Origin of the sequence: Nostoc sp. (assembly GCF_036919495.1) — a bacterium.
Taxonomy (GTDB): Bacteria; Cyanobacteriota; Cyanobacteriia; order Cyanobacteriales; family Nostocaceae; genus Nostoc.
Map to the genome: position 1 here is coordinate 37,069 of NZ_JBALBZ010000088.1, position 13,923 is coordinate 50,991.

13 protein-coding genes are annotated in these 13,923 nt (G+C 44.2%); 7 read left to right on the forward strand and 6 right to left on the reverse strand.

Going from position 1 to position 13,923, the window contains the following annotated elements; genetic code table 11:
• Window positions 1-263 precede the first annotated feature (263 nt).
• Window positions 264-1,097, forward strand: a complete 834-nt coding sequence (locus V7K25_RS13445; protein WP_335158644.1) for a WGxxGxxG family protein — start codon at window positions 264-266, stop codon at window positions 1,095-1,097.
• A gap of 564 nt (window positions 1,098-1,661) precedes the next feature.
• Here V7K25_RS13445 and V7K25_RS13450 read toward each other — a convergent pair.
• Window positions 1,662-2,435 carry a glucosamine-6-phosphate deaminase gene (locus tag V7K25_RS13450; protein WP_335158646.1) on the reverse strand — a complete coding sequence of 258 codons (774 nt, stop codon included), beginning with the start codon at window positions 2,433-2,435 and terminating at the stop codon, window positions 1,662-1,664.
• 276 nt (window positions 2,436-2,711) lie between these two features.
• On the opposite strand from V7K25_RS13450, the gene V7K25_RS13455 reads away from it, so the two are divergent.
• Complete coding sequence (locus V7K25_RS13455; RefSeq protein WP_335158648.1) at window positions 2,712-3,410, forward strand: HAD family hydrolase; 699 nt, start codon at window positions 2,712-2,714, stop codon at window positions 3,408-3,410.
• Window positions 3,411-3,542: 132 nt separating this feature from the next.
• Here the strand turns inward: V7K25_RS13455 and V7K25_RS13460 are convergent, their stop codons facing one another.
• A complete protein-coding gene (locus V7K25_RS13460; RefSeq protein WP_292792446.1) occupies window positions 3,543-4,169 on the reverse strand; it encodes a PadR family transcriptional regulator in 627 nt (208 codons plus the stop codon).
• A 436-nt stretch (window positions 4,170-4,605) separates the two neighbouring features.
• Here V7K25_RS13460 and V7K25_RS13465 point away from each other — a divergent pair, with 436 nt between their 5' ends.
• Window positions 4,606-5,073: a helix-turn-helix domain-containing protein gene (locus V7K25_RS13465; RefSeq protein ID WP_292792444.1), complete on the forward strand. Its 468-nt coding sequence runs from the start codon at window positions 4,606-4,608 to the stop codon at window positions 5,071-5,073.
• Between the two features lie 163 nt (window positions 5,074-5,236).
• On the opposite strand, the gene gatA is transcribed toward V7K25_RS13465, so the two are convergent.
• A complete protein-coding gene (gene gatA / locus V7K25_RS13470) occupies window positions 5,237-6,697 on the reverse strand; it encodes an Asp-tRNA(Asn)/Glu-tRNA(Gln) amidotransferase subunit GatA (protein WP_335158650.1) in 1,461 nt (486 codons plus the stop codon).
• 355 nt (window positions 6,698-7,052) lie between these two features.
• Between gatA and V7K25_RS13475 the strand changes: the two genes are divergently transcribed.
• Window positions 7,053-7,193, forward strand: a complete 141-nt coding sequence (locus tag V7K25_RS13475; protein WP_041565237.1) for a hypothetical protein — start codon at window positions 7,053-7,055, stop codon at window positions 7,191-7,193.
• Window positions 7,194-7,354: 161 nt separating this feature from the next.
• Window positions 7,355-10,249, forward strand: coding sequence for a glycerol-3-phosphate acyltransferase (locus V7K25_RS13480; RefSeq protein WP_335158652.1), 2,895 nt, complete (start codon window positions 7,355-7,357; stop codon window positions 10,247-10,249).
• Window positions 10,250-10,293: 44 nt separating this feature from the next.
• Here V7K25_RS13480 and V7K25_RS13485 read toward each other — a convergent pair whose 3' ends face one another.
• Together V7K25_RS13485 and cobJ are read right to left on the reverse strand one after the other, a co-directional pair.
• Window positions 10,294-10,635 (reverse strand): hypothetical protein, encoded by a 342-nt coding sequence (locus V7K25_RS13485; RefSeq protein ID WP_335158654.1) that lies wholly within the window; start codon window positions 10,633-10,635, stop codon window positions 10,294-10,296.
• A 213-nt stretch (window positions 10,636-10,848) separates the two neighbouring features.
• Window positions 10,849-12,570: a precorrin-3B C(17)-methyltransferase gene (gene cobJ / locus V7K25_RS13490; RefSeq protein WP_335158663.1), complete on the reverse strand. Its 1,722-nt coding sequence runs from the start codon at window positions 12,568-12,570 to the stop codon at window positions 10,849-10,851.
• Window positions 12,571-12,823: 253 nt separating this feature from the next.
• On the opposite strand from cobJ, the gene V7K25_RS13495 reads away from it, so the two are divergent.
• Complete coding sequence (locus V7K25_RS13495) at window positions 12,824-13,072, forward strand: helix-turn-helix domain-containing protein (protein WP_100897345.1); 249 nt, start codon at window positions 12,824-12,826, stop codon at window positions 13,070-13,072.
• On the opposite strand, the gene V7K25_RS13500 is transcribed toward V7K25_RS13495, so the two are convergent.
• The gene (locus V7K25_RS13500) at window positions 13,046-13,546 is read right to left on the reverse strand and encodes a DNA-methyltransferase (protein WP_335158656.1); all 501 of its coding nucleotides are present in this window, start codon (window positions 13,544-13,546) and stop codon (window positions 13,046-13,048) included. The genes V7K25_RS13495 and V7K25_RS13500 overlap by 27 nt on opposite strands.
• A 46-nt stretch (window positions 13,547-13,592) precedes the next feature.
• Between V7K25_RS13500 and V7K25_RS13505 the strand changes: the two genes are divergently transcribed.
• Window positions 13,593-13,850 (forward strand): helix-turn-helix domain-containing protein, encoded by a 258-nt coding sequence (locus V7K25_RS13505; protein WP_335158658.1) that lies wholly within the window; start codon window positions 13,593-13,595, stop codon window positions 13,848-13,850.
• Window positions 13,851-13,923: the final 73 nt, after the last annotated feature.

Below are 13,923 nucleotides of genomic sequence, written 5' to 3' on the forward strand. Positions count from 1 at the left end.
TGTTTGTTGTGAACAAGCGACCAAGGTCGTTACTTCCTAATCATAAATTAGTAATTACTTATCATTAATTAGTTTGACTTTGACGAATAATCAGTTGTTGTGGGATCTTCAAATGGTTTCAATTATTCCAAAACAAACTAGGTTGAACACTCCTCAATATATTTTGTCAAAGTTTACCTAATTTAGCAATCGATTGAGTAGACAATATCGGTTTTGAAAATCAATCAACCACAGATATCTAGAACATAAAAGGAACCGTAATCATGAAGTCTTTTGATTTATCTAAAGCTGTTTTGGCTAGTCTCTTTGCCATCAGTTTCGCCTCTGCGTCCTTACCTCCTTCTGTTTCTGCCCAAAGCGGAGGCTCCGGCAGCGGAGGTTCCGGCAGCGGAGGTTCCAGTGGTGGCAGTAGCTCAGGTAGCGGTACAGGTACTGGTACAAGCGGTAGTGGTACAGGTACTGGTACAAGCGGTAGTGGTACAGGTACTGGTACAAGTGGTAGTGGTCTAGGTAGTGGTACTGGTACAACAGGCAGTGGTACAGGTACTGGTACAAGCGGTAGTGGTCTAGGTAGTGGTACTGGTACAACAGGCAGTGGTACAGGTACTGGTACAAGCGGTAGTGGTCTAGGTAGTGGTACTGGTACAACAGGCAGTGGTACAGGTACTGGTACAACAGGCAGTGGTACAGGTACTGGTACAAGCGGTAGTGGTCTAGGTAGTGGTACAACAGGTAGTGGTACAGGTACTGGTACAACAGGTAGTGGAACTACAGGCACTGATACAACAGGCAGTGGCACTGGTGGCAGTGGAAGTACAGGTACAGATACAACAGGCAGTGGTACTGGTGGCAGTGGAAGTACAGGTACAGATACAACAGGCAGTGGAAGTACAGGTACAGATACAACAGGCACTGACACAACAGGTACTAGCAGGAATACAGGTATCACAACTTCCCAAACAACTAGCGATCGCGGTTTCAATTGGGGTTGGCTAGGTTTACTTGGTCTAGCCGGTTTAGCAGGTCTGGCTCGTAATCGCGATCAAGTCCGGGCTTATAGAGATCCTAATGATGTAACAGGTTCTCGCTCTAAATAGTATTCACCACACTCTAGGAGGCGAGGCGTACAGCCGTTGTTTATGTCAACTTCTGGACTAGCTTTGTCCAGAATAGGCTTTGAGACATTACCTCCTTAAAAGCCTCTGGCTATTACGAGGTTTTGAATTAAATAGACGACACACGTAGGGGCATAATATAGCGGTTCTCGTACCCGTAGGGTACTGCGTTGGAAAACTCGGAGAGTAGCCGCTATGCCTCTATGGATACGACACACGTAGGGACACAGAAAAAGCTCATGCGTGTCAACTTAAGGTAAAATCCATGTCCCACAAGGAACTGAAGTTCCTTGCTAATAGCGAAAGTCATCTCAAGATGACTAAATAATCTGAAAAATCTTTAGTCTACTTGAGTAGACTTTAGCTAAAAGCCAAAGAACTTTAGTTCTAGGCGGGCGTGTCAGCCAACAGATAAGCGATTTTTCGCTTAAATTGACACCGATGAGCATTGCTGTGTCCCTACAAATGGTCTGCTTGATGTGGGAGTTGAGCTATGGAAAAGGAGAGAGTTACTATAGAAGATCCTCTGAGAATTCAGAGAGAAGTTCAAGAAAGCAAACTAGCAGAATTTACGTCCAAAAATAACGTTGCTTGGGATTGTTGACGGAGAATAGAAGCCGGACAGTCTGTACTTATGGCTCCTTCCAACATCTGTTTTACCACATTCGCTTTACGTTTTTCTGGAGCAAGACAGAGAATTTTTTTAGCTGAACAAATCGTCGAGATTGTAACAGTAAAAGCATATTGTGGGACAGTTTCTAGATTCGCAAAGTGACCAGTGCTTACTTGTTGCTGACGGTTCACTGTATCCAATTTCACTAATTTCACAGCGTAAGGATCTTGAAAATTTGCTACTGCTGGATCGTTAAAAGCCAAATGTCCATTTTCGCCAACACCAAGACAGCATAAGTCAATTGGTTGTGCTTGCAATAATTTAGTGTAGCGATCGCACTCTGCCACTGGTTGTAATGTATCACCTTCTATATAGTGAAATTTCTTAGGCTCAACCCGCTTCTCTACACGTTCTCGCAGATAGCGCCGGAAACTAGCAGAATGGTCAGCAGTAATTCCCAAATATTCATCTAGATGGAACAGAATAATCCGTGACCAATCCACACTACCCAATGCAATCAAAGCATCAAGAAATTTGAGTTGGGAGTTACCTGTTGCTAACAATACAGCAGCTGTATCCTGTTCCTTGAGAACTTGCTGTAAATGCTCTTGCGCGATTTCGGCAACGTCCTGGGCGATTTCTACTTCAGAGTTGTAAATCTGCACTAGTAAATCATCAACGCGAAAAAAGTTTGTAGCGGCTAGCATTTGCTTACACATCTCACTTTCGTAAAAAGCCTTGTAAAACCTCACCCCAATCCTCTCCCCTTCGACAAGCTCAGGGCATCGCTTGGTAAGGAGAGGGAGCAAGAATCTTGTTTCTCATCTGGTATTTTTGCTTTCACTGAGATGCTCCCGATTTAGGGAGGTTTTCCAGATGCCCTCAAAAGTCATGTATTGACAAAGGAACAATCACTAAGGACAAAAAAACAATGTAAACTATTTAAATAAAGTTAACAATTATTTACATTTTACGAAAAAATCATGCTGGCTGCAATTCTCTTTGACCTAGACGGCACTATTGTCAACACTGACCCCATACACTACCGAGCTTGGCAGCAAATGCTGTTAAATTATAGCATAGAAATTGACGAGACATTTTATAAATCCCGAATTAGTGGGGGACTAAACCCAGAAATTGTCAAGGATATTCTGCCACAATTATCAGCAGCAGAAGGGCAAAAATTTGCAGACGAAAAAGAGGCGCTTTTCCGTAAACTCGCCTCTAATCTCAAACCTCTAAGTGGATTTTCTGAACTCCTAGAATGGACAGATACACATCAGTTAAAACGTGCATTAGTAACTAATGCCCCTAGATTAAATGCAGAATTTATGCTGGAGGTTTTGGGAATTAAAGAAGCTTTCCATACAGTTATTTTAGCGGATGATTGTATTGCAGGTAAGCCTGACCCTGCACCCTATGAAGTTGCCCTGAAGAAGTTGGCAATTACAGCAGAAGAAGCGATCGCCTTAGAAGACTCTCCCTCTGGTATTCGTTCCGCCGTGAGCGCAGATATCCGCACCATTGGCATAGCATCCACCCACGAGGCGCAAGTTTTGCAGTCAGTCGGCGCATTTATGGCAATTCCAGATTTTACTGATTTGCAGTTATGGACATTGCTCAACTCACTCATCGAGCCAAATTTAAATGCGATCGCTTCATTAGTCAACAGAACCCTATAGCGATCGATCTGATCTCTGTTCTAAAAGCAGAGAGACTTTGAATCTTACTCCCCTTCCCTACAAGTGAAGGGGCTGTTCTTGTTAGGTCTGTCTATATTCGACTCAACTGTATTCTAACTCCTAACTCCCAACTCATTTTTCAGCCAAAATCGCGTAAATTTCCCGTTTAACTTGCTCTAAAAGCTCACGCACCCGATTTATTCGCTCCATATTGCCACTGCGAGCAACCTGCACCACCACAGCAGCTAATTCTGTTGCGGCATTTCGCAACTCAATAAACTCTTGGGGCTTGCCTGTCACGAAAGTTTTAAAAGTATCCCAAGGAGAGTCTGAAGTTTGCTGTTGGGCACGTTCTGCCAATAATTGTCTACCTTCATCCGTAATCGTGTAAATCCGCTTACCACCTTCCTGTGCGCTCTTAAGATAACCACCTTCCTCCAGCAATTGCAGTGTTGGATAGACTGAGCCAGGACTGAGGCGACGGAAACCACCGTAACGAGTTTCCATCTCTTTAATCAGATCGTAACCATGACTAGGATGCTCGGATAACAATTCCAGCAGGATGAACTTGATGTCACCCCGACGAGTCCGATGTTCATCTCCCCAACCACGACCAAACATTTCATTACCGAAGTGTTTGCCATGATCTCTACCATGATGCTTGCCATGCCCAAACCAAGACCTCACAAGCAATAAATCATCTTCGCTAACTCCTGCCCATGCAGGTGCGCCAAAGTGTGACCGAAAGTGTCTAAACATAAATGAATTTCAAATCAACTTTCTCTACTATAGGATATTTTTTGATATATCACGATATATCGGAATAGAATTTTGATGAAGATTTTTGACTTTTACAAAATCTTTGTTACGTAGAACTTACGCAAAGTAAGGTTCAGACTTGGTGTTATCACCATTAAGGGGAAGTGAACGCTGCAATTATCCTAGCCCAGAGTAGCAGTTGAGACGATACTTATATTAGAAATTGCAGCTTATTAACTTTTTTGCTCTAATTTTTTATTTAAAAAATATGTATTAAAACAGTAAAATTACTTACTTCTAGCAGCTTTAGCATTTGAAAATCTAGGCTTAAACCATTCTCAAAAAAATTCCCTAAAATAAATTATTCAGTAAAAATACGTATGCACATTTAAGTCTTCTCAATGAATAGTAGAATTAGCCCATAGAGGAAAAGACTGTGACGCTCTTAAACCAAGCTCAAGTAGAGCAGCTAAAAGAAATAACTACACAGTTGCGACAAGTAAGACAAGAAAAATCCATCCGCATAGAAGAAATAGCCTCTCAAACACTAATTAGAGCAGGTGTTTTGGAAGCTTTAGAAGAAGAACGATTTGAAGAATTGCCTGAGCCTATTTTTGTTCAAGGATTCATCCGTCGCTATGGAGATGCTTTAGGACTGGATGGAAATGCTTTATCACATACTCTTATAAGCAATGTTGTCCGCCAAGACTCCAATAATGATCATCAGAATTCAGACAACAAAACAAATACATACATACCTCTTGTTGTTACTTACATTCTCTTATTAATAGCTGCATCTACTGGTCTTTTTTATACACTTAATCAACGAGGAATTACATCTAAATCCCTGACTCCAGAAGTCAATATTCAACAGTTAATGGTTCCTAATCAGGCTGATAAATGACTTAAAAAGCAGGGTGGGAGTGGGGGAGGAGGGGAGATGAGGGAGATGAGGGAGACAAGGGGACAAGGAAAATGCCCAATACTTCTCTTCTTAGGCTGCGCCAACGACTTCGCTACTTCGACATCGCTCAGTACAAGTCAGTACAAGTGCCCAATGCCCATTTTCAAGATATTTGCGGTTTACGCAGATGCCAAGTAGTGGATTGCTCATAAGCGTAAGCTACCTGAAACAGTTGGTCTTCTCGCAACACATTGCCAATTAGTTGTAATCCTATGGGTAGCCCCTGATCATCAAAACCACATGGCAAACTTAAACTAGGTAAACCAGCAAGATTCACCGGAATAGTCATCAAGTCAGTTAAATACATACTCAAGGGGTCAGTAGTTTTTTCCCCTGCTTTGAATGCTGTAGTGGGAGATGTGGGACAAACTAAGATATCAACCGCGCCAAAAGCTCTTTCAAAATCTTGTTTAATCAGGGTGCGGACTTTTTGGGCTTTCAGGTAGTAGGCGTCATAATAGCCAGCCGAAAGTGCGTAAGTGCCGATCATAATCCGGCGTTTAACTTCTGTACCAAAACCAGTGGCACGGGTACGAGTATACATCGATAGCAGATTATCCGCATCAGGAGCGCGATACCCATATTTAACGCCATCGTAACGAGCCAGGTTTGCTGACGCTTCGCATGGGGCGATGATGTAGTAGGTGGGTAAGCCATAGCGAAAGCGGGGACAGGATACTATCTGAATCTCTGCTCCCAAACTTTGTAGTTGATCTACTGCTTTGGTAACAGCTTGTTCCACTACAGAGTCCAACCCTTCACCAAAAGTTTCTTTAATGATCCCAATTCTTAGCTGACGTCTGGGTTTCAAGTCTGGTTTTAAGCTGGCGGCGTAGTTGGGAATGGCAACTTTCAGGCTGGTAGAGTCTTTGGGATCGTGACCTGCGATCGCACTTAATAATATTGCCGCATCTTCCACTGTGTTTGCAAATGGCCCAATTTGATCCAAAGACGAAGCGTAAGCCACCAAACCATAACGGGAAACTAAACCATAAGTCGGTTTCATTCCCACCACACCGCAAAAAGATGCAGGTTGGCGAATCGAACCGCCAGTATCAGAACCGAGAGCAACCACACATTCTTCGGCCGACACCGCAGCCGCAGAACCCCCCGAAGAACCACCTGGAACTCGTGACAAATCCCAAGGATTAGCTGTGACTTGGTAGGCAGAGTTTTCGGTGGAACTACCCATTGCAAACTCATCCAAGTTGGTTTTACCTACCATTACCGCCCCAACATCTGCCAGTTTTTGCGTCGCCGTTGATTCATAAGGTGGCACGAAATTCTCCAAAATCCGGGAAGCGCAGGTGGTAGGAATTCCCTTGGTACATAAATTGTCCTTGATCCCCACTGGAATCCCTGCTAATAGCCCAATTTCTTCTCCCGCAGCAATTTTGGCATCCACAGCACCCGCCTGCTCTAATGCCCGTTCTGCGGTAACACATAAAAAGCTGTGCAATTTCGGCTCTAACGCTTGAATACGGTCTAAAGCTTCTTGGGTAATTTCAACGGCAGAACGTTCTTTTGTAACCAGTTGTTGGTGCAACTCGCGGATGGATGCCATGATTGCTCTCTTTGTGACTCAAGTCCTTGATTTTAGTACATATTGTAATTTAGTTACAAAATCCCTAGTATTTTCAGCCTTCCCCTCTGCTTTTCTGCTTGTTCTTGTAATTTAATTACAAAATCCCTAGCATTTTCAGCCTTCCCCTCTGCTCCTCTGCTTCTTCCCCATGCCCTATACCTGATCATGGTAAAAATAAGATTAATACCTCTAAAGAAATAAGTAATCGTGGTGATGGAAAAATTCTCAAGCTTAAACAAAATAATATTAGGAATTTAACATCATCCGCAAATAGAAAGACTACAATCAAAACGGACAAATGTTTCAGGCTCCAACAGAAGAGGATTAGAAAGCTGTGTCCGACTTAAATCGCGGAATTATGAAATTTGAGGGTGCAGATTCCCCAAAAGTAGTCACTATCTCTACCGTGTTGCTTCTGGGATCGATCGCGGCTCTGATCATCTGGGCGCTGCAAGCTGCCTATGCGCTAAACTAAAACCATTAGTAGCCGAGAAGGACACTGGCAAAAACGGTTTCCGTTCTAGCCAAGTGTCCATTCAGTAACTAGTAATAACCATCAAAAATTTCAGAAAAACTTAATTATTTTAGATTTGAGGTTTTAGATGGAAAATTTAAATCTAAAATCCAAAATCCCGAATGTTTGAACCTTGGGGTGTCTTAGTTATTTTAATTGCCTGCCCCCTCTTGGGCGGATTACCCCTGATTGCATGGATTACTTACGCGCTTACGCGCAAGCAATTATCACAAGTTGGTACAGGAAACATTAGTGTATCAGCTGCCTTTTATCATGGCGGTAGGTTTGTCGGAATTCTGGCAGTCTTGTCAGAAGCTTTTAAAGGAGTTGCAGCAGTCTTACTCACCCGCATTTTCTTCCCAGATGGCTCGTCTTGGGAATTGATTGCTCTCATCGCTCTAGTAATCGGTAGATATTGGATCGGCAGAGGCGCAGGTACGACAAATGTTGTCTGGGGATTTGTCGTACATGATCCACTGGTGGCAATATTTGTATTTTTCTTTGCAGGTATTAGCTTTGCAATTCTGCAATCAAGACAGGTAGTCAAATTTGGGGTTTTGCTTCTGTTTCCTCTGTTTGTGACGCTTCTGCACATTAGCGATATTCCCAGAATGCTAGCTGCTGTTGCCTTGGCTGGTTTAATGGGCTGGATTTATACCAAAATTCCTGATGATCTGAACCTCCCAGCCCAACATGCAGAAACCGAATCGCAAGCGATGTTGGAATTTTTACGCGGCGGTCGCGCGATGGTTTCTCTAGATGAAGAGTTGGATGCTGCGATTGTCGGAGAAAAGGCAGCAACATTATCTCAAATTAAGCGCTGGGGCTATCCAGTCCCAAAGGGGTGGGTACTTGCCCCAATCGATGATCCAGAACTGTTGACAGAATTTCTCCAGCCATCAGAATTATCCCCCTTAGTGGTGCGTTCTTCTGCCATTGGAGAAGACTCAGAACAGGCTTCTGCGGCTGGACAGTATGAAACAGTTTTAAATGTTACCAGCCCAGAGGGATTGCAGTCAGCGATCGCCCAAGTTCAAGCTTCCTATAATCAGCCATCTGCCGTGCAATATCGGCGCGATCGCGGCTTAAATGACTCAGCAATGGCTGTGTTGATTCAACAACAAGTCCAAAGTGTATTTTCTGGTGTCGCTTTCAGCCGCGATCCCATTACCCAGCAAAGTGATGCGATCATCATCGAAGCCCTTCCAGGCAGCCCGACGCAAGTCGTTTCGGGAAAAGTCACACCAGAACAATATCGCGCTTTTGTCTTGGAAACAGAAAACTCTTCCTCTGTGCAATTAGAGGGTGAAGGACGAGTACCACAAGCATTGATCAAGCAAGTCGCATACTTAGCCCACCGACTCGAAAAACGCTATCATGGCACTCCTCAAGATATAGAGTGGAGTTACGACGGTCAAACGCTTTGGGTGTTGCAATCTCGACCGATCACCACTCTACTACCGATGTGGACACGCAAAATCGCCGCCGAAGTGATTCCGGGAGTAATTCACCCCTTAACATGGTCAATTAATCGTCCCTTAACTTGTGGAGCATGGGGAGAACTTTTTACTTTAGTTTTAGGCGATCGCGCTTTGGGGTTAGATTTCGCCGAAACAGCAACTCTGCATTATTCCAGAGCCTACTTTAACGCATCCCTCTTAGGGAATATTTTTCTCCGCATGGGATTGCCGTCCGAAAGTCTGGAATTTTTAACCAGAGGAGCTAAATTAAGTAAACCGTCTTGGGAGTCAACCTGGGAAAATTTGCCAGGACTAGGGAGGTTACTGAAGCGGGAATTAAGTTTAGAAAAAGACTTCAAGCGGGATTATCATAAACTGTTCATTCCTGGGTTGTCGCAGTTGGCGCAGTCAGATATAGATAACTTGGAACCATCCAAGCTGTTGTTAAGAATTGACTTTATTCTGGAGTTGCTGCGTCAAGGAACATATTACAGCATTCTAGCTCCCTTGAGTGCTGCCCTCCGCCAGGGGATTTTTCGCGTGAAGGATGGGCAAATTGATCATAGCGTCACCCCAGAGATCGCCGCATTGCGATCGCTCAGTGCAATCGCTACAGATGCCAAGGAAGTATTGCTTGAGTTTGAGCCACAGCAGGTATTTGAGCAATTAAAGCAAACCCCAGAGGGAGAGAAGATCCTCCAAGAATTTGACGAATTGCTTCAGGATTACGGCTATTTAAGTGAAGTGGGAACTGATATTTCCGTTCCGACTTGGCGGGAGAATCCCCAGATGATTAAGCAGATGTTTGTGCAGTTAATGCAGGGTAACGAACCACAATCAGGCGCTAAAGACGCAATTAATAGCATCTTTGCTGGTAAGGGCAAACGCTCTTTTGTGCAACGGCGTGTAGATATCAAAGGACGAGTTACCGAAGTTTATTCACGGCTTTTAGCTGAATTGCGTTGGAGTTTTGTGGCTTTAGAGAAGATTTGGTTAAAGTCCGGCTTACTCAAGAAAACAGGAGATATCTTTTTTCTCAACTTTGATGAAGTGCGGCGTCTGGTTGTGGGTGGAGATTCCAGGTTAATTAAGCAGTTGGATGAGTTGGTCAAATTGAGGCGATCGCAATTCCTCCAAGATAGCGAGATCATTCAAGTACCCCTTTTAGTCTATGGCAATACACCCCCTCACCCTTTAGCTCCCTCTCTGCTCTACTCTGACCAAATCTTACAAGGCATTGGAGCCAGTCCCGGACAAGTTGAAGGTCGGGTGAAAGTGTTGCGAAATTTACAAGACGTGCCGGAGATTGACCGAGATACGATTCTAGTAGTACCTTACACAGATTCCGGCTGGGCACCTTTTTTATTAAGGGCTGGAGGATTAATTGCCGAAGTTGGTGGACGACTTTCTCACGGTGCGATCGTTGCTCGTGAGTATGGAATTCCAGCTGTAATGGATGTTCGAGGCGCTACATGGCTACTGCAAGATGGTCAACGAGTCAGGATTGATGGATCTAGGGGTATTGTGGAATTATCTAACGATTTAAGACCCGATTGACATTCTCAGGACTAAAGTGACTGAGATTCTTAAGAGATAAAACCCTAGTGGATCTTGATTCGTAACGCCTGTGCCAAACAGCCTCTAGACAGTCCGGTAAAACCATTCTGCTTACTTTTTCTTCCGATATTCGCAGCCCCATTGGAATCCGCATTAACCAGATGTCCATATGCACTCCGATACAACCCCCTTTTTACTCGCGGTTCTTTTGAGTCAGGTACATAAAACGCTTTTCGCTCTACATCTAATTGCTGGTAAGTTAGACTACCTGTTTCTGTTTCTCCATTAAGCAGAAATTTGTAAGCTATCTGTTCCGGTTGAGCGTAGTTTACCGCCGCAGGCATCCCTATATTGCGTAATACCGTAACCAGGGTTATATAACGCAAGTGTGTTTCTGATAACGTCAAAGCGGAAGTTGCTACAGACTGCGCGAAACACCCAAACGTCAAGGCAGAAGTTGCTACAGACTGCGCGAAACACCCAAACGTCAAGGCAGAAGTTGCTACAGACTGCGCGAAACACCCAAACGTCAAGGCAGAAGTTATTACAGACTGCACGAAACACAGAAACGTCAAAGGAGAAGTTGCTAATGATGCCTACTATTCGGTATAGCGACGCGGCGTATAAACCCAGATATTACCATCGCGGCGTTTGATGGTTCGGGTTTTTGTAGAACCGACGAGAATAATTGTCCGCATATCGGCGGTTGCTGGTGTTAACTGGTCAAGTGCGATCGCTTTTACCGTCTGTCCTGGTCTGCCGAGATTCCGTGCCAACACTATCGGTGTATCCGGTGTTCGATGTCGCAGCAAAATATTTCTCGCTTCTGCTAGTTGCCAAGTCCGTTCTTTGGAAACAGGATTGTAGAAAGCAATGACGAAATCAGCCTCAGCAGCAGCAGTAATTCGTTGTGCGATCGCAGACCAAGGCTTCAAAATATCCGAAAGGGAAATAGCGCAAAAGTCATGTCCAAGGGGGGCACCAATCGCTGCTGCTGCTGCCTGCATAGCGGAGATGCCTGGTGCTACATGAATGTCGATACTATCCCATTCGGCTTTAGCATAGCGATCGCACACTTCAAAAACTGCTGTTGCCATTGCATAGATACCGGGATCACCTGATGAAACTACAGCTACATATCGCCCAGATGCAGCCAAATCAAGGGCCATTTTTGCCCGTGCTTCTTCTTCGCGGTTGTCGGATTCATGCCGTTGCTTGCCATCAGCCAGAGAACCGACTAAATCCAAATAAGTTTTGTAACCCACTAGGTCAGTTGCCGACTTGAGTATCTCTTTGACTTCGGGAGACATCCATTGCGATCCCCCAGGGCCTGTGCCAATAATCGCTAACCGTCCGCGTGGCTGACCGATGGTGTTGGGGTCAATTGGTTGAGAGGCAATAGCGATCGCAACGTGGGGGGATGAGGCACTAATGGGGGATGTGCCTGTGGCAGCGATCGCTACGGCTTGGGCGGGGCTATAACCTTGTGAAAGTAAGCTTTCTAGCTGATTTGGGGTAAAAAAGCGGGCAGGCACTCCCAAGGCGCTAGCTACGGCGTGGATTGCTGGATCGGCAGTAGCGATCGTGGGTGCAAATATGCCGGCAACTGATGCTTTTTCTAGTGCGGCATCAGCTAGTAGCTGCTGTACTAAAGCTACTGCATTATCAATCATGCCACTAATTGCGATCGCGATCGTTGCTGGGTGATAGACAAGGCAGTTGGCTGTAGGAGTTACCAAACGTTCCGTAACTTGGATGGTCAAATTTCCCTTGGGATCTATCGGTAGTTTGCTATCATTTAACCAAGGTGCGATGCCTTGTAGTTTAACTTGTGCCCCAGCTAGCAAATCTGAGATAAATTTCTTCGCATCGTCTGGGTTCGCTAAATGGTATCCGGGGGGAGGAGATAACAGCGTTGTACCCAAACGTAAATCGCCTGTGGTCGTAATTGCAGGCTTCACATCAAGGGCTTCGGCAATGCGACGTGCCAAATCGTTTACCCCACCAAGTCCGCCCAAGAGCGGCACAACAGCACTACCATCTTCAGCCACAGCTAGCACTGGTGATTCCTCTCGTTTATCCGAGAGTACGGGAGCTAATGTCCTAATTAAAATACCGGCGGCACAAATGCCAATCAACGGCGTTCCCTGGACAAATAACTCGCGCAACGTCTCGCCAAAATTTGTGAAGGTGACATCAACTCCCGATGTGCGACCCGCTAGACCGTATAGCGTCGCCCCTGGTAGGACAGTGATTATTTTGCGTGCTACTGTGACGCTATTTTGACCTAGTACTATAATGGCGGGTGCAACCTTCATCATAAAGTAGATATCTTGCAAAATTCAATATCCTTCAAATGAAACCACAGATTTAGACATACAGCGACTTCCCCTTTACGAGCTTGGGGAATTTCAGAGTACGATCATCGCGCGTGCTGTCTTCCTAGTAGCTTTCTAAAACCTATTTGGGGTTTATCCCATATCAGGTTTTATAATTTAACTGAGTTCAGCAATATGTACTAACTAACTCTCATCGAGATCGAATAAATGATCGCCAGAAAAAAGGCAAGTTAAAGTGCCTAAATCAGTTTTCAGCGAAGAGTATAATCGGTTTCGCCAGCTACTTATCGAAGCCCGCAAAGCTGCCAAGCTCACTCAAGCAGAGTTGTCGGCAAAGTTAGAGCTTCCGCAATCCTATGTATCAAAGTATGAACGTGGAGAGCGTCGTCTTGACGTGATTGAATTTTTACAAGTTGCCCAAGTCCTTGAAATAGATCCCCTTGCTTTTATCGAAGAACTATTGAAATACCAAAAGGAGACGTAATAATCCGATAAAATGCCGTTCATAATCTCTAGCAACCACCGCCGCAGTACCAGATCCTATATATGGATCTAAAACAATATCATTTTTGTTAGTTGTAGCTAAGATAATTCTAGCTACCAAGTCTTCTGGAAATTGGCAAGGATGTATAGTTTGTTCTTCATGGTTGTGTTTCACATTCCGAAATAGCCAAATATCACTAGGATTTTTCCCTTCTGGATTACATGAGAGTTCCCCCTTCCGATTTCCCCGATAATGTTTCTTATTTTGATACTTTTGCGGAACTCTAATAGCATCTAGATTAAATTTATAGTTATCCGATTTAGTAAACCAAAGAATAGTTTCATGTCTACAAGAAAACTTTTTTTGGGCATGAAGACCATGTTGCCTAGCCCATATAATTCGGTTGCGGGGAATTAATCTGCATGACTCTAAAATCGGGAAAAAGCGAATATAGCGGTTCCTAGTTGAGTGCAATACAGTATGGGATAATGGAGTATATTAACGTCTAAGTACTCGTGAAATGAAACCTTACTCCTGTGATCTGCGTCAAAAAGTGATCAATGCACATACTAATCAAGAAGGCTCTCAACGAGAACTGGCAAAAAGATTTAGCGTCAGCTTGAGTTTTGTTCAAAGTTTACTCAGGCGATACCGTAACAGTGGAACAGTTGAGGCAAAGCCTCACGGAGGAGGTCAAAAACCGAAGCTCAATAACGAGCAATTGAGATTAGTAGAATTATTAGTAGAGTCAGATAATGCTGACGGGGCGACAAAATAGGCTAAAAAGCTTATGAGATAAAGAAAGCAGCAATTTATGGTAGAAAAAGATAGGTCTAGTTTTGTCAATAAGA